16 protein-coding genes are annotated in these 16008 nt (G+C 66.1%); 5 read left to right on the top strand and 11 right to left on the bottom strand.

Annotated features, from left to right (window positions below; translation table 11 throughout):
- Positions 1-57: 57 nt before the first annotated feature.
- The 3 genes from NA11_RS39485 to NA11_RS39475 all read right to left on the bottom strand — a co-directional run bounded on the left by NA11_RS39485 (position 58) and on the right by NA11_RS39475 (position 3879).
- The gene (locus NA11_RS39485) at positions 58-1710 is read right to left on the bottom strand and encodes a peroxidase family protein (RefSeq protein WP_069167217.1); all 1653 of its coding nucleotides are present in this window, start codon (positions 1708-1710) and stop codon (positions 58-60) included.
- A 456-nt stretch (positions 1711-2166) separates the two neighbouring features.
- A complete protein-coding gene (locus NA11_RS39480) occupies positions 2167-2625 on the bottom strand; it encodes a GNAT family N-acetyltransferase (RefSeq protein WP_069167238.1) in 459 nt (152 codons plus the stop codon).
- A 42-nt stretch (positions 2626-2667) separates the two neighbouring features.
- On the bottom strand, positions 2668-3879 hold the full coding sequence (locus NA11_RS39475; RefSeq protein WP_069167237.1) for a pyridoxal phosphate-dependent aminotransferase: 1212 nt from the start codon (positions 3877-3879) through the stop codon (positions 2668-2670).
- A gap of 92 nt (positions 3880-3971) precedes the next feature.
- Between NA11_RS39475 and NA11_RS39470 the strand changes: the two genes are divergently transcribed.
- From NA11_RS39470 to NA11_RS39460, 3 genes are read left to right on the top strand one after another with little or no spacing between them, the layout of a single operon-like run.
- Entirely contained in the window at positions 3972-4586 is a 615-nt protein-coding gene (locus NA11_RS39470; protein WP_069167216.1) for a winged helix-turn-helix transcriptional regulator, read from the top strand.
- A gap of 8 nt (positions 4587-4594) precedes the next feature.
- A complete protein-coding gene (locus NA11_RS39465; protein ID WP_084655477.1) occupies positions 4595-5548 on the top strand; it encodes a D-alanine--D-alanine ligase family protein in 954 nt (317 codons plus the stop codon).
- 42 nt (positions 5549-5590) lie between these two features.
- On the top strand, positions 5591-6211 hold the full coding sequence (locus NA11_RS39460) for a LysE family translocator (RefSeq protein ID WP_069167214.1): 621 nt from the start codon (positions 5591-5593) through the stop codon (positions 6209-6211).
- 180 nt (positions 6212-6391) lie between these two features.
- Here NA11_RS39460 and NA11_RS39455 read toward each other — a convergent pair whose 3' ends face one another.
- The 8 genes from NA11_RS39455 to NA11_RS39420 all read right to left on the bottom strand — a co-directional run bounded on the left by NA11_RS39455 (position 6392) and on the right by NA11_RS39420 (position 12469).
- Positions 6392-6850, bottom strand: a complete 459-nt coding sequence (locus NA11_RS39455; protein ID WP_069167213.1) for an SRPBCC family protein — start codon at positions 6848-6850, stop codon at positions 6392-6394.
- A complete protein-coding gene (locus tag NA11_RS39450; RefSeq protein WP_069167212.1) occupies positions 6847-7779 on the bottom strand; it encodes an alpha/beta fold hydrolase in 933 nt (310 codons plus the stop codon). Before NA11_RS39450 ends, NA11_RS39455 begins: the two co-directional genes overlap by 4 nt.
- A gap of 954 nt (positions 7780-8733) precedes the next feature.
- Positions 8734-8916 carry a DUF6011 domain-containing protein gene (locus NA11_RS39445; RefSeq protein WP_069167236.1) on the bottom strand — a complete coding sequence of 61 codons (183 nt, stop codon included), beginning with the start codon at positions 8914-8916 and terminating at the stop codon, positions 8734-8736.
- A 496-nt stretch (positions 8917-9412) separates the two neighbouring features.
- Positions 9413-10291 (bottom strand): NAD-dependent protein deacetylase, encoded by an 879-nt coding sequence (locus NA11_RS39440; protein WP_069167211.1) that lies wholly within the window; start codon positions 10289-10291, stop codon positions 9413-9415.
- A 33-nt stretch (positions 10292-10324) separates the two neighbouring features.
- Positions 10325-10972, bottom strand: a complete 648-nt coding sequence (gene lexA, locus NA11_RS39435; RefSeq protein ID WP_069167210.1) for a transcriptional repressor LexA — start codon at positions 10970-10972, stop codon at positions 10325-10327.
- A gap of 66 nt (positions 10973-11038) precedes the next feature.
- Positions 11039-11590 (bottom strand): DUF2199 domain-containing protein, encoded by a 552-nt coding sequence (locus NA11_RS39430; protein ID WP_167837833.1) that lies wholly within the window; start codon positions 11588-11590, stop codon positions 11039-11041.
- Positions 11550-11933 (bottom strand): VOC family protein, encoded by a 384-nt coding sequence (locus tag NA11_RS46040; RefSeq protein WP_069167235.1) that lies wholly within the window; start codon positions 11931-11933, stop codon positions 11550-11552. The genes NA11_RS39430 and NA11_RS46040 overlap by 41 nt, the downstream gene beginning before the upstream one ends.
- A gap of 98 nt (positions 11934-12031) precedes the next feature.
- Complete coding sequence (locus NA11_RS39420) at positions 12032-12469, bottom strand: MarR family winged helix-turn-helix transcriptional regulator (protein ID WP_069167208.1); 438 nt, start codon at positions 12467-12469, stop codon at positions 12032-12034.
- A 77-nt stretch (positions 12470-12546) separates the two neighbouring features.
- Here NA11_RS39420 and NA11_RS39415 point away from each other — a divergent pair, with 77 nt between their 5' ends.
- A complete protein-coding gene (locus NA11_RS39415) occupies positions 12547-13191 on the top strand; it encodes a maleylpyruvate isomerase family mycothiol-dependent enzyme (protein ID WP_069167207.1) in 645 nt (214 codons plus the stop codon).
- Between the two features lie 890 nt (positions 13192-14081).
- Entirely contained in the window at positions 14082-14783 is a 702-nt protein-coding gene (locus NA11_RS39405; protein ID WP_069167205.1) for an NUDIX hydrolase, read from the top strand.
- Positions 14784-16008: the final 1225 nt, after the last annotated feature.

Raw genomic sequence — 16008 nt, 5'->3', positions numbered from 1 at the left:
CCCCTCGCGCAACGGACCCAGCCGAGCACTCCGACTGGGCCCGTTGCCTTTTCGCTGCTAGTCGCCGAGCGGGTTGAGCAGATCGGCCTTTCCCTCGAAGGCGAACAGCAGCAGGTCGGTCATGCGGAAGGTGTTCGAGTCCGGACCGAACAGGGGTCGCCAGGCCGGTTCCCGCACGATCGAGGTGCGGCTGCCTTCGATGGCGCGGTGGAAGACCTCGGCAACGATGCGGCCACCGACGGGGCCGAGCAGCCCGTTGTTGAACTCGGCTTCGCGCAGAATGTAGAACCACAGCGGGGTATCGGTAGCGATGCGCACTTGCTGTTCGGCGGTGAGGGTGTCGAGTCGGGCGCCGTTGTCGCCCTGCAGGATTTGCTCGGTGCTCAGCGGTGCGACCCCGAGGAACTCCGCCATCTGCTGCCCGCTGGCCAGGCGAACCATGCGGGCCCTGGCCAGGTTGCGGTAGGCGAGGTTGCGGTGGATGTCGGGGAACTTGGTGCCACGTCCACCGAAAGTGCCCGCAGGCAACATGTTCAGCGGGTCGACCAGCAAGGTGTCGATGCGCTTTGTCACGTTGCCGCCGCCTGCGGTGGCCGGGGGAACCAGGTCGGGACGGTCGACTTCGGTGAAGTCGTAGAGCCTGCGGAGGTCCGCGATCCAGTTGGTCGGCAGGGTGTCGACGAAACCCGAGTTGGGGTCGTCGAGTTCGGGAATCTGCGAGCCGCCTTGGAAGTTGCCGCTGGTGCCGGTGAAGGTGAACAGCAGTAGCAGGCTGGCGTTCGAACCCGGACCGGTGATGTTGAACACCCGGTTCCATTCGTAGGAGCCGCGAATCATGCTGTGGCCGAGGCGATATGCGGCGACGGAGAATTCGATCGGCATCGTCGGACTCATTCCGAGGCCGGGGTGCCGGTCCGTTTCGAAGAAGCGGCGCCCGTTGCGGAACACGTCGGTGACGATCGCCGGATCGACGATGCGCGGCAGGAAATCGGTGACCAGCATCCACTGGTAGTGGCGCACAACGAGTTCGCGGGCAACGGCGAACAGTCGTCGCCGACCCTTGAGCGCGAGTTCGGCGACGACCCGGTTGTGGAATCGGATGAACGCCAGATGCGTTTGCGCGACCGCCAGGTTCTCGTCGTTGCGCGCGTCCGGGATGAGCGCGCGTCGCCGGTCGGCGGCGGTGGTTCCCTTGCCGGCCCGGGGCAGGTCGAATCCTTCCATCTCGACGTCGACCTGCGCGTCGGGGAAGGTTGTCGGCGAGGTGGTGCCGACCGCGAGGCTGACCCCGTCGTCGTCATAGCAGATTCGGTCGTGTGGGTCGGTCGGTCCTCTGCCGTAGAGGCAGTCGAGGTCCAGGGCCGGTGAGCGGCCCTGCACGAGCTCGTCGACGGTGACGTCGGCGCCGAGCTGTGCTTCGGTGCGGTCCATGGTCATGTCGTGGTCGACGAACTGGCCCAAGTAGGTGAACCCGGCCGGGATCGGCGGGTCCGTCGAATCCTGCTGCGGGACCACGGCGGTGATCGCGTTGGCCAACGCGACCCTGGTCATTTCGTCGATCGGTGTGCCGACCGGTCCGAGCCGGGAGAAGCGGAATCGGCGCAGTTCCTCGACCGTCAATGGCTGACGGGTCGCGGGCTGGCCGTCTCGGTCGAACTCGAGCACCCCCTCGCCGACTACGTAGAAACTGTCGCTGCCGTGCCTTTTCATGTGAACCTCCGGATGGTTCTCGGTGAGTTATTCCGGACGAATGCCGGCATGGCAGCCGCCCCCCATTGTTGCGTGACATATCACCGACCGAACATATCGGTCGGTCGATTGAAAAATGACAATTACCCCGCGCCACAGCCGCCCCGAATTACGTTGCGAGACAGCGCCGATGCGGCGCGCGAGTTTTTCATTCCGAACTGAACACAGCGGTTATCCGCCTGCGATCAGACCGCGCAGGCGGACGCCTGCGCACGAATTGATCTCCTCCCCAATACATTTGATCGAATACCGGAGACCCCATCCCTCCGGACTGAACCCATGCTATACGAATATCGCCACCCGATCAGCCAGAACTTTCGGGGGCTATTGCGATTCGAGCAAGCACCGGACGACTATTCACCGCCGAACGCAACCATTGTTGATCATGAAACCGACAGTGCGCCGGACACAAACCGCTTACGAGCTCAGCGACAACTCGAACGTCATCATGTCCCGGCCGGGCCCGTTGTAGTCGCGGACCGGGCCGACGACGGTGAAACCGAGCGCACGATGGAAGGCGACCGAGCCCTGATTGCCCGGACTGGTGATCGCCTTGACGACCTGCCGGTCCGCGGCCCTGGCGAGCGTGATGAACCTGTCGTACAGATCTCGCGCCAGCCCCTTGCCCCGATGCCGGGGATTCACGCCGACGAAGTGGATGTAGGCGGTATTCGGTTCGTGCGGCGACAGAAAGCCGACGAGAAAGCCGATCAGGCGACTGTCGCGCTCGGCGATGAGACTGGTGCCTGCGAAGTGATCGAGGAACAACCGCGGGACCGCCGCCGTCACCGGCCGCTGCCACCATGCGTCGACCACGTTCGCAATGGCGTCGTAATCGGCAGCGGTGGCGGGGCGGATCCGGAGCTGGTCAGACATCGCGAGCATCATGCCATGGCCCGTTGATCATGACCCGGGCGGCTATGGGCGATAGGTGGCGAGGAAGCGGCCGATGCGTTCGATGATGGCTTCCAGATCGTCCGCGTGCGGCAGGGTCAGGATCCGGAAGTGGTCGGGGCGTGGGTAATTGAAGCCGGTGCCCTGCACGATGTGGATCTTCTCCTGCAGCAGCAGATCCAGGACGAACTGCTCGTCGTCGCGGATCGGATACATCTCGAGGTCGATGCGCGGAAAGGCGTAGATCGCGCCCTTGGGTTTCACGCAGGAGACCCCGGGGATGGCGTTGAGCGCTTCCCAGGCGCGGTCGCGTTGTTCGCGCAGCCGTCCGCCGGGCAGAGTGAGGTCGTAGATGCTCTGATGCCCACCGAGGGCAGCCTGAATCGCCTGCTGGCCAGGCACATTCGAGCACAGCCGCAGACCGGCGAGCATCGTGAGGCCCTCGAGATAGTTCTCCGCGTGCTGGGTCGGGCCCGAGACGACCATCCACCCCGAACGCAATCCGGCGCAGCGGTAGGACTTCGACAACCCAGAGAAGGTGACGCACAACAGATCCGGGGCGAGTGAGGCGACCGCGGTGTGCTCGAGGCCGTCGTAGTAGATCTTGTCGTAGATCTCGTCGGCGAACACCACGAGGTTGTGCCTGCGCGCGATCTCGAGGATCTCGCGCAGCACCTCGGGCGGGTAGACCGCGCCGGTGGGGTTGTTCGGGTTGATGATCGCGATCGCCCGGGTGCGGTCGGTGATCTTCGAGGCGATGTCGGCCACGTCCGGATACCAGTCCGCGCCCTCGTCACACAGGTAGTGCACGGGCCGGCCGCCGTTGAGCGCGGTCGCCGCGGTCCACAGCGGGAAGTCAGGGGCAGGGACGAGCACTTCGTCGCCGTTCTCCAGCAGCGCCGTCATCGCCATCATGATCAGTTCGGAAACGCCGTTGCCGAGGAACACCTCCTCGACGTCCACCCCTTCGACGCCGAGGCTCTGGTAGTACTGCACGACCGCGCGCCGCGCCGACAGCAGCCCCTTCGACGAGGAATAGCCCATCGAGCCGGGCAGATTCCGGACGATGTCCTGCAGGATCCCGGCGGGGGCCTCGAACCCGAACAGCAACGGGTTGCCTGTGTTGAGCTTCACCACATGGTGTCCCTCGGCTTCGAGCCGTGCGGCCTGCTCGGCGACCGGACCGCGGATCTCGTACGAGACACCCGACAACTTGCTCGACTGCTTGACCTGCATGAACATCCCTTCTCGGTGCGGACGCCGCTCACTCTACTTGGAAGTTCCAAGTTTGCACTTGGAATTTCCAAGCGCTTCGTTACAGTGGACCCGTGCCACGCCGAAGCTACGCCCACTACTGCGCCGTCAGCCGCGCCCTCGACGTCGTCGGCGATCGATGGAATCTGCTGATGATCCGCGAATTGAGTTCCGGGCCACGCCGCTACAGCGACCTGTTCGCCGATCTGCCCGGGATCAGCACCGATGTGCTGGCCGCCCGCCTCAAAGAGCTCGAACAGGACGGCGTCCTCACCCGCCGCCGCACCGGACCGCGCGCGGCGACCACGGTGTATGAACTCACCGAGGCAGGCAGCTCGCTTCGGCCCGTGCTCGACGCGCTATCAGTGTGGGGCACAACACTTCTCAACGAGCGCCAGCCCACCGACGCGGTGCGCGCGCACTGGTTCGCGCTGCCGTTGGGACGCGCCGTCGCCGAGCTGGTGCCGAAAGGGACCGTCACGGTGCACATCGGCGAGAGCGCCTTCCACTACCTGATCGGCGAGGACGGCATCAGCCACCACGACGGCCCCGCCGACGAGGCCGATCTCGAACTCCACCTGGACCTGACAAGCGCGACCGAGGTAGCCACCGGCGCGCGGCCACTTGCCGACATCGTCAACGCAGACACTGACTTTCGCGGTCGGTCACACGAAGGGAAACCGCACTGAAGATCACCGTGCTCGGTGGCGGCGAAAGCAACGAACGCGCCGTCTCGGCCGCGTCCGGCGCCGCCGTCGCCTCCGCATTCCGCAGCCTGGGTTACGCCGTCGACGAGGTGGATCCTGCGGTGTGGCCGCAGCCCGCCGCGTTCGACGCGCATATTGCCGAGGCCGCACCGCCGGAATCCGAGGCCAAGCGGCTCGAGATCGCCTTCCGGTCCACCATGCACAACGACGCGTTCCTGGGCAGCCTCGACGGCGATGTGGTCTTCTTGGCCCTGCATGGTGGTATCGGAGAATCCGGTGAGCTCAAAGCGCTGCTGGAAGCACGCGGGATACCGAGCACCGGTGTCGGTTCCGCGGCAATGGCGTTGTCCTGGAACAAGATAGACACGATCGCCGCGCTGGCGGCGGCCGCGGTGCCTGTCCCCCGGTCACCGCTGCCCGATCAACCGCTGCCCGACGGTGCGAACTGGATCGTCAAGCCCGCGCTCGGCGGATCGAGCCTTGAGGTCTACCGCTGCGGCGACGCCGGCGAAGTCGAGGCGGCCATCGCGCGGATCGAAGGCCCGGTCCTGGTCGAGGAGTTCCTGCCCGGGCCGGAATTCACCGTGGGAATCGTTGGCGCACAAGCGTTGCCGCCCGTGTTGATCGAACCGGGCGAGGGCTGGTTCGGGTACGAGGCGAAGTATCAGATCGGCCGCTCGCGCGAGATCTGCCCCGCGCCCATCGACGACGCGCTCACCGACCAGCTCCTCACACTCGCCAGGAAATCCACGGCGGCACTGGGATTCGGCGACAACTCCTACGCCCGGGTCGACATGATGCTCGACGCCGCTGGCACGCCGCGCGTGCTCGAGGTCAATTCCCTGCCCGGGCTGGCGAAGGCGAGCCTGCTGCCACTGGCGGCCCGCGCCGCGGGATGGAGCTTTCCCACGCTCTGCCAGGAGATCGTCCGCCTCGCCGGCTGATTTCGGTTTCCGATCACCGGGGTTCGGTGCTGGAATGTGGGCATGTCGGATGGATTGTTGCTCGGGTTCGTTGTCGTCGCTCTGCTCGCGGTCATGGTGCCCGGTCTGGACACGATGCTCATGCTGCGGCACGCGGTGCTCGGTGGGTGGCGGGCCGGGCTCCTGGCCCTGCTCGGAATCAACGTAGGTTGTTTGGTGTGGGGCTCGGCGAGCATCGCGGGATTGACCGCCGTGCTCACCGCCTCACACCTCGCGTACGAGATCGTCCGGATCGCCGGGGCGGCGTACCTGATCTGGTTGGGCGGATCGGCGCTGTGGAAGAGCTTGCAGCGCAAGCAGTCCGATGAGCTGCCTACCGGTGTCGACCCGCAGTCGCGGTCGGCGTTCCGTGCGGGGCTGGTGACCAACCTGCTCAACCCGAAGGTCGGTGTGTTCTACATGAGCTTGCTGCCCCAGTTCATTCCGGCGGGTTCGATCGTGTGGGGCGCGGGACTCGTGGCGATCCACGTGGCGATCGGCCTGCTGTGGATGAGCGGTCTGCTGGTGCTTGCGGCGAAGCTGCGGGCGGTGTTCCTGCGCGAGCGGGTGCGGGCCTGGCTCGACCGGGTCACCGCGACCGTATTTGTCGGTCTCGGCGTCAAATTGGCCGTCGAGGCGCCCTGAGCCGAATCTCCACTGAGCCGCGACGACCGCCTGCGCTCAAACCCTCGGAGCCACCGTGCTATTCGCCGAAGTCACGCCCGCGATCAGCAGGCGTCGGGGTGCGCCACCGTTGGACTTTCTGCCTGTCGTTGACGTCGCCCGGTGCCGGCCGGGGATGAACCAACCGGCACCGGCTTCATGTCAGCCGCGTTCGGCGAGGTCCGCCAGGCGGTCTATCGAGGCCCGGAGTGTGTCGGAGGTGATGGAAAGCGCACGCGGCACCCGCTTTTCGTCGGTGAGGCCGGTCCAGTCGTAGGTGTGTGTGACGCGGGTGTGGGTGTCGTCGACCGGCGCGAGTTCCCAGCGCCACAGGTGTCCTGGTGGCCGCTGGGCCGGTTCGGCGGGGAGCCAGGCGATGCGGCGGGCTTCCTCGAATTCGACGACATGGTTCTCGCGAACGGTGCCCTTGGTGAGAGTCATGGCGAACACTGTGCCGACACTGTGAACGCGTTGCCCCGCAGCGGCTTCGGCGAGGTTGTCGTTGCCGTCCCACAGCGGCTGTTTGGCGGGATCGGCGATCAGCTCGAAGATCCGCGCCGGGTCGGCGGCGATATCGCGGCTGGCGGAGACGACACGGGGAGCGTCGATGTTGTCGGTCATGCAGTGATCGAACCATCCGGGACGGGCGTGCCGCTACCGGAGTCGTGTCCCGTTCCGGCTGTGTGCGCGGCGATGTGATCGGCAAGAGTCGACCACAGTTCGCGTGGCAGATTGTGGCCCATACCGTCGAAGGTCACCAGTTCGGCGCCGGGGATCGCCGCCGCAGTCGCTCGACCACCGCTGACATCGCACATGGGGTCGGCGGTGCCATGCACCACCAGCGTCGGAATCCGCACGGTTTTCAATTGCGCGGTCCGGTCACCGGACGCGAGGACCGCGACGAAATGCCGCATCATCGCCTCGGGATCGTGGCCACGGTCATAGCTGAGCGCGGCACGCGCGGCCACCGCCTGCTCGTCGAACTCGAAACCAGGCGAACCCAGCGCACGCGAGGCGCGGACCTGCCATTCGATATACCCCGCGCGGTCGGTCGGCTGCGGCCCCAACGATCCGAGCACACCCGGATCAGCCTGTCCCACCGCACGATCGCCGGTGGTCGAGCTGATCGAGGTCAACGTTCGCACCCGATCCGGGTACTCGACCGCCACCAGCTGCGCGATCATCCCGCCCATCGACATGCCGACAAGATGCGCACTGCCCAACCCCAGCGCGTCCAGCAGACCGACGGTGTCGGCCGCCATATCCGACAGGTTGTAGGCAGCGGTCGACAGATCCCCGGCCATCGCCGCATAGATATCGACAGCCACCGCATCGGACAGATGCGTCGACCGGCCCGCGTCGCGACTGTCGAAACGAATCACGAACAGCCCCCGATCGGCCAACTCGACACAGAACCCATCCGGCCAATTGATCATCTGCGCGCCGCCACCCATGATCAGCAACACCGGCGGCATCCTCGGATCACCGAACCGCTCGTACACGATGTCGAGCCCCGACGGACCGACCTCGCGAGCCGTTTCCTCAGCCATCTCTTCCTCCCTGTCCGCGCACCACCGCGACCCTCACATCAGCTCCGGCCTGCGAGTATGCGCCACACACGGGGCCTTGCCGCAAGCCCACCACCCCGGTGTATGTTTCAGTGGGAGGGATTGATCGACCCGGACGTTCCATTCCCGGACCCCCCTTCGATTCCGCTCCCTGTGACGCTGCTCCCGGCGAACCCGCTTCCCGCGATCCCCGCTTCCGCGATCCCCGCTTCCGCGATCCCTGCTTCCGGCGAGTCCCCTCCCGGCGAAGCTGCGGGCGGTGTTCCTGCGCGAGCAGGTGCGGGCCTGGCTCGACCGGGTCACCGCGACCGTATTTGACGGTCTCGGCGTCAAATTGGCCGTCGAGGCGCCGCGAGCCGATTTCCGAGCACGCCGCCGGTGTTGCCTGCTCCCGGCGAATCCCCTTCCCGGGACCCTGCTCCCCACGAGTCCCCTCCCGGCGACCCTCCTTCCCCGCGAACCTTCTCCCTGCGAATCTCCTACCGGGAACCCGCTCCCTGCGAATCTCCTACCGGGAACCCGCTCCCCGCGACACCCTCCCTGCGAACCTGCTTCCCGCGACACCCTCCCTGCGAACCTGCTTCCCGCGACCCCGTTCCCCGCGATCCCTGCTCCGGCGAGTCCCCTCCCCGCGAGTCCCTCCCGGCGGATCCCTTCGCCGCGACTCCGCTCGCTTCGAAACCACGAGTGGCACACCACGGAGAGTTCTTCTCGCACTTTGCCGCAGCCATGTGCCACTCGCCGGCACACCGCGCCGGAAGGCGGCTCGCGTCGAGGAGCCGGGTGGTCGATCGATGGTCAAACCGCGACGTCGGACAGCCACAACCCGCGTGATCGGCCGATGGTCAGGCTGCGACGCGAACAGGGGCAACTCGCGCACACCGCTCGTCGGCACACCGTGCCAGACGGCGGGCTCGCGTCGAGGGGGCCGGATGGTCAGGCTGCGACGTCGAACAGCGTCAACTCGCGGGCGGCGTTCGCGCGTTCCTCGGCCCGCTCGCGAGCCGCGCAGGTGGGACCGATGCCTTCGGCCACAGATGGTGGTGAGACCAGCCAGCCGTGACATCGACGGCAGTGCGTGACCAGTCGGACCGTTGGCCTGTCATTACTCTCGGCCATGTCGTTCTCCTCCGGCCGCCCCACAAACTGACAACGTAAGCGTCGCATGACCGACCGACAGTTTTCGCGAGCCGATGCGGCAGCCGGGACCGCTACTGCCCGCAGTACATCCACGGCTACCGCACTGCACCGCCCGTGCCGATCCTTATGTGCGCTCGGCGCCTTCGTGGGCGGCGTGGTCCTCCTGCTCGCAGTGCAGGCACTCACTCATAGCGACTCGAGTGTGAATTCGGTGTTGTTGGAACGTGATTCGCTGCCGCGATGGCGCGGAGTGCCGATTTGCAGCGCGTGCAGAAGTGGTCAGGCCGGGCACGTCCGCTTGCCACTGCGCGGCGAAGGTGGCACCACTATGCGCTCCGCCTCCGGCTCGGCGCGGTCGGCGAGAGCGCCGATGAGACGTAGACAAGAGCGGGTGGGCGGCCGCGCGTGCGAGGCAAACGCATGCAGAGCAGCACCTGCCGCGCGCGCGTTCAAAATGCATGCGGTGCAGGAAGAGTCAGCTAACCCGCTGCCGCGTTCGCGAGGCTTCGGGGATCCCGAGAGCGTCGACCAATGCAGAGAGTGCGTGGGAGCAGCCTGCGTCGACGGTGAGGGACGCGAGGTCATCGCCTCGGGTCCGGCCGCGGTTGACGATCACCACGGGGCGACCATGTTTGGCGGCGTGCCGGACGAAACGCAGCCCCGACATAACCGTCAGCGACGATCCGGCTACCAGCAGAGCGTCCGCGTCGTCGACGAGTTCGTATGCGGCAGCCACCCTGTCCTTGGGAACGCTCTCACCGAAGTAGACGATGTCGGGCTTGAGCATGCCGCCACAGGACGCACAGTCGACCATGCGAAAACCCTCGGTGTCAGCGACCACAGCGTCGGCATCGGGAGCGACTTCGACACCGCTGGCCTTCGCATCAGCCGCGAAACCCGGGTTCGCCGCCTCCAGCCGCTCGGCCAACGTCATCCGGGAGATGAGGGCGCCACAGTGCAAGCAGCACACGCGCGCATAGGTGCCGTGCAGGTCGATCACCCGGCGATGACCTGCCTTGGTGTGCAGCAGGTCGACGTTCTGGGTGATCAGACCGCTGACCACACCCATCCGCTCCAGCCGGGCCAGCGCCCGATGACCGAGATTGGGGCGCGAACCGTCCATCGCCCGCCAGCCGACGTGGTTGCGGGCCCAATACCGCTGCCGGAATGCCGCATCGCCGACGAACTGCTGATAGGTCATCGGATTCCGGGGTGGCGAGGACGGACCGCGATAGTCGGGGATGCCGCTGTCGGTCGATACCCCGGCGCCGGTGAGCACCGCGATACGGCGACCGGCCAGCAACTCGACGAGCCGGTCGAGGTCCGCGCCGACCGACGTTTTCGCATCCGACATCAGTCCAGCCTACGACGGCCGCTCGCGACAGGATCAGACGCGGCGCATCACCGAGACGACCTTGCCGAGCACGGCCGCCGCGTCACCGTCGATGACCTGGTAGGCAGGGTTGCGCGGTTCGAGATACACGTGCCCGTTGCGCCTGCGGTACACCTTGACCGTTGCCTCGCCGTCGATCATCGCCGCGACGATCTCGCCGGAGTGCGCCTCGTGCTGCTGGCGCACCACCACGATGTCGCCGTCGCAGATGGCCGCGTCGATCATCGAGTCGCCGCGCACCCGCAGCCCGAACACGGTGCCGCGGCCGACGAGCTGGCGCGACATCATCAGCATGTCGTCGGTGTGTTCCTCCGCCAGGATCGGCGTGCCTGCCGCGATGTCGCCGACAACGGGCACCGCCACCGAATCTTCGTGCTGCTCCTGCTGCACGGTCCCCTGCAGGAACATCCGCACGTCGATCGGCCGCGACATCGTTTCGCTGCGCCGCAGAAAACCCTTCTCCTCCAGGCTGTTCAGATGCTTGGACACCGAGGACGACGACCGCAAGCCGACCGCGTCCCCGATCTGGCGGGAGTTCGGCGCATACCCTTCGCGCTGTACCCAGTCCCGGATGATGGCGAGGATGCGCTGCTGCCGCTCGGGCAGCCGGGACGTGTCGAGATGTTCGAGGTCGTAGGTCACCGGGGCATCGTAGAGGCCTGCGCCGATCCGACCGGCGCACAGGCCATTCCAATGGAGTGTCGCGCGTCAGGTGTGCTTCAGCAGCAACTCTTGCGGCCATTCCTCGTGCAGCACCCGGTCCAGGCGTTCCTCGGGTGAGCTGTCGCAGTACGGAATCTGTTCCGGGTCACGCACAACGGCGGTGACGCGGGCGGTCAGCACATCCCATGGTTCGATGTTGTTCGCGAGCCATCCGTAGATGCGCAGGTCCGCGTACTCCGGACTCCACCAGTCCTCGCAGAGCCGCCGCCAGTCGTTCGGATGCACCATCAGCCAGACGGCGTAGGTCATCGAGTAACCCTCGGTCAGTCGAATCGGCAGCAGCGCACGGGCATACGCGCCATGATTCGGCACCATCATCAGCTCCGAGGTGTGCGCGGTGTCCCCGCTCATCCAGGTGCCCGGCGTCAATTCCCGATCCGGCGCGCGACGCACCGGATCGGGCAGCGTGAATCGCCAATGCTGGTCGTCGGGGTCGCGTGGTCCGCCGCAGGTCGCGCAGGCGCAGGTCGTCACCGCGGCGGGCGCGGGGTCCGGCTCAGGCGTCGACGCCTCGTTCGAGTGTGCTTCGCTCGACACAGAATTCGTTCCCTTCGGGGTCGAGAAGGGTGACCCAGCCGAGGCCGTCGGGCTTGCGGTGATCCTCGTACAGGGTGGCACCCAGGCTGATGATGCGCTCGACTTCTTCGTCGCGGGTGCGTTCGGTGGGCATCCAGTCGAAGTGGATCCGGTTCTTCACGGTCTTGGCTTCCGGCACCCGGATGAACAGCAAACTGGGGACCGGTCCCGGCGCGGCGAGCAGTGCCTCGTCGTCATCGATCTCGTCGACGTCCTCGGCAACCGGCCAACCGGTGACCGAACTCCAGAACATCGCGAGCTTGCGCGGTTCGGCGCAATCGACAGAGACGTGGCGCAGAATCATGCACTCGAGCGTATCGGTGATGCGAGGATCGGCGCAGCGCAATTCGACTCCGCGCCATGACCAGCGGGGTCGAGTCGTCGCCGATCGCGACGTCTACCTCAGGCGTACGGGTCGGTAATCTCGCGCAAACGGGTCAATGCTTTCCGCAACGCCCGCATCTGGCCTGCCCCGAGATGTTCAGACCACTCGGTCTGAATCTGCTCGGCGATCGAGTTGGCGAAATCCGCACCCTCTTGCCCGCGCGCCGTCAACCGAACCAGGCGCGCACGTCCATCGGTCGCATCGGGGACGCGTTCGACGAATCCGCCGCGTTCGAGTTGATCGACGAGGAAGCCCGCGGTCTGCTTGGTGATCTGCGTACGTGCGGCCAGCTCGGTCAGCCGGGTGCCGTCGGCGCCGATCTGCGCGAGGATCCGGCCCTGCGCGATCGTGATGCCGCCGTACCCGGAATCGGCCAGCGCGGCGAAGATCCGGTCCTCCATCGACCGGTAGGCGATGAGCATCAGCAGGCCAACGTTCAGTTCTTCGTCCGCCATCCCACTCCTTGACATTAGTACGAGCCACTGACGATACTAGTCAGAGACGCTGACTAATTCTAGCGGGAGGTTGGCACATGTCGCCCGAACCGATCACCCTCGATTGCGAAAGCAGCTGGCGCATCATCGAACAGCAGCGACTCGCCATCGCCGACCTACTGGCCGACCTGACACCGGACGAATGGGAACATCCCTCGCTGTGCACCGGCTGGCGCGTCCGCGACGTCGCCGCCCACATCGCGATGACACCCCAGGAGCCCCCACTCCTCGCCATGATCAGCGCAGCGGTTCGCGCCCGCGGAAACTACAACCGCATGATCGACCAGATCACCATGACCTATGCGAATCACCCTGTCGCCGACATCGTTTCAGAGATCCGAGCCAAAGCCGCCGTGCGGACACTGCCCAAACTGACCAACTACCGCAACATCCTGTTCGACACGATGGTGCACGGCCAAGACATCGCCATCCCACTCGGCCGCACCCTCGACATCCACCCCTTCGCCGCAGCCGTCGGCGCCCAGCGCGCAGCAACCATCGGCTGGCCAGTCTTCGACCGACACCGCCTCGACGGCATCCGCCTGTGCGCCACCGACACCAACTGGACCTACGGCTCAGGCCGCGAAGTCCGCGGCCCGAGCAAAGCACTGTTGCTCCTCACAACCGGCCGCACCGCCCTCCTCCACGAACTCACCGGCGACGGAATCCCCACCGCCAGGTGAACAAGACTGCCCCGCTTGCCTTTTCGCGACACTTCGATCGAACCCCGAAGCCGCCGATCAACGCCCAGCCCATCGCCCGCCCAGGAATTGCGTCGTGAATCAGTAGACATCGAGGCGAATCCCCGCCCCGATGGTCGCCGCGACATCCAATACACCTCTCCCACCTACTGACGACCGACATCGAGCCCGACCCCGCTCCGACTCACGGACACGGGCATCGAGTCCGCTCTCCACCACCGTGATTCCCACAGACACATCAGGCCTGTTCGCACGCCGACTTGTCAGCGACTGGCATCGAGTCCGGCCTCGCGCCGACTTGTCATCTGCCGACACCGAGTCCGCTCTCGGCCACCGCGTTCGACACAGTCACATCGGGTCCGCTCGTGCACCGTCTTGCTGGTGACTGCAATCAAGTCCGGCCTCCGCCAATATGATTGCCACAGACACTCCGGGCCCGCTCGCGCGCCCACTTTGTCGGCGACTGGCATCGAATCCGGGCCCGCGCCGACCGATGGACACCGACATCGAGTCCACCTTCCACCTCCGTGATTGCCACAGACACATCAGGCCTGCTCGCGCGCCGACCTGTCCGCGACTGGCATCGAGTCCGGCCTCGCGCGACCTGTCGACGGCCGGGCATCGAGTCTGCTCGCGCGCCGTTTTGCTGGCTGCCGACGTCGAGTTCGCTCTCGGCGCCAGCGCAGCGACACCACCGCGCTGCGCCGACTAGGACCACTTGGTGCACCTAGTCGACCTGACCCGACTAGTCAGCGACGACTGGTGATTGGGCGGCATTCATGTGGTGGTTGGCGCCAGCGGGTCGACGCTGCTTGCCTTGACGAGGTGCTCGGCTGGCTGGTACCGGAGCTCGCTGAGGCAAGATCGGGGGTATGAGCTCGATCGCGCGGCCGCAGATTCCGGGGACTATCGATGAGTTTCGGGTGCTCGCGGAGACGCGGCTGGGGTCGTTTCCGCGGATCGCGGTTCCCGATGCGCCGGGTATGCGGCGCGCGGCGGTCGTGCTGTGCGTCGTCGAGCAGGCCGGCGGGCCGTTGGCGGTGATCGTGATCAGGCGCGCTTATCGCGGGCGCAATGCAGGCCAGTGGGGATTGCCGGGTGGCCGGCTCGATCCGCGAGAAACCGCAGAGCAGGCCGCGATACGCGAGCTCAACGAAGAACTCGGGCTGACCTTGCCGCCGACGGACCTGATCGGATGTCTCGACGACTTCCCCGCCGCATCCGGATTCGCGATCACCCCATTCGTCGCCGTGCTCCGCGACACCACCGCGCTGCACCCGAGTGCCGACGAAGTCCACTCGGTGCACTACGTCGACCTGGCCCGACTCGCCGCCGACGACACCCCGCACTGGGTCGCTGCCCACGACGCGGTCCGGCAACCCGAACTACGCGATAGCCCAGCACCCGCCACCCCCGAATTCGGCCTACTCCAAATGCGACTCGGCCCCGCAATGACCATCCACGCGCCCACCGGCGCCATGCTCTGGCAATTCCGCGAAGTCATCCTCCTCGGCAGCACCCCCACCGCCGCCCGCGTCGCCCACTTCGACCAACCCGCCTGGACCCAGCACTAGCCCCGCCCTAAACCCCCAAACCCGCACCCCGCCTGCGCCTCCGCGCCCGTTCTGAAGTTGGTCGGTTGATCATGGGGCACTGATGGCGGCATCGTCCGAGTAGCCCCCGCCACCAGTTCCCACTCGGCCCGAAACCAGCCGCTGCGATCCCACATACCGGGATCGCGGTAGCTCTGAGACCGGCAAGCGCGACCAGCTCTGGCTCAGGGTCGAATTCCGCACCCATCCTGTGCATCCGGACCGGTTCTGAAGTTGGTCGGTTGATCACGGGGCACCGACGGCAGCATCGTCCGGGTAGCCCACGCCATTAGAGCCCCTTCCGCCAGAAACCACCCCCGGTGCTTCCAGATACCGGGATCGCGGGTCTCCCCGAGACCGGCACCCGTGGCTAGCCGTGCCTCAACACCGAAATCCGCACCCCTACTGTGCATTCGCACGGGTTGTGGAGTTGGTCGGTTGATCACTGGGAACTGGTGGCGGCATCGCCCGAGAAGCCCCCGCCACCAGTTCCCACTCGGCACGAAACCAGCCCCTCGATCCCACATACCGGGATCGCCGTCTCCTCTGAGGCCGGCAAACATGGCCAGCTCCGCCCCAACACCGAAATCCGCACTCCTTCTGTGCATCCGCACCCCTTCTGAACGCCCAGAACCAGTGTGGATCCACAGAACGAGTGCGGATCCGAGTCAGTGATCGCGAAACCCCCACACGCGTACATCTTGTGCCTTCCCACACTCGATTTCGTCGGCGATTCGCTGTGCGGGAAATCAAAAGGCATGCGGAACAGAGCCTTCGATCGCGAACCCCCAAGCCTGCGGGCGACTTGACGGAGGAATTGCGCTCTTGACCCATGCTGCAGCGTGGGTCAAGTGCATGCTCTGTACGTCAAGTGCGCTCGGAGGAAACCGAGAGGCGGCAAACGTCTTGGTGGGCTTGGACATTCGACTTCTTTTATCTTGAAAGCTCTCGAAACGGGAGCACAGCCAAGTGACCCGGCTGGGACGAGAGAACACGCGCCCGACTGCGGAGGTCAGCCGGGTACGGCACACGAAGCCACCACGCTATCCGGTGCAAACCCTGGGCTGCCGTACTCGTCAGGAGACCGTGGAGTCGGGGAAGCTTTGCCTTCGCCGTGCCCAAAGCGGCACGAGCGCAGTCCAACCCGGCCCGTGGGGCGCGGCCTCGGACGTGCGCGGCTTTGGGGGTTGGTGCGGTTTTCGTGAGG

It is taken from the genome of Nocardia altamirensis NBRC 108246, from assembly GCF_001612685.1.
GTDB lineage: Bacteria > Actinomycetota > Actinomycetes > Mycobacteriales > Mycobacteriaceae > Nocardia > Nocardia altamirensis.
Note: the sequence above shows the minus strand (reverse complement) of the source record. Positions and strands in the feature narration are given on the sequence as shown.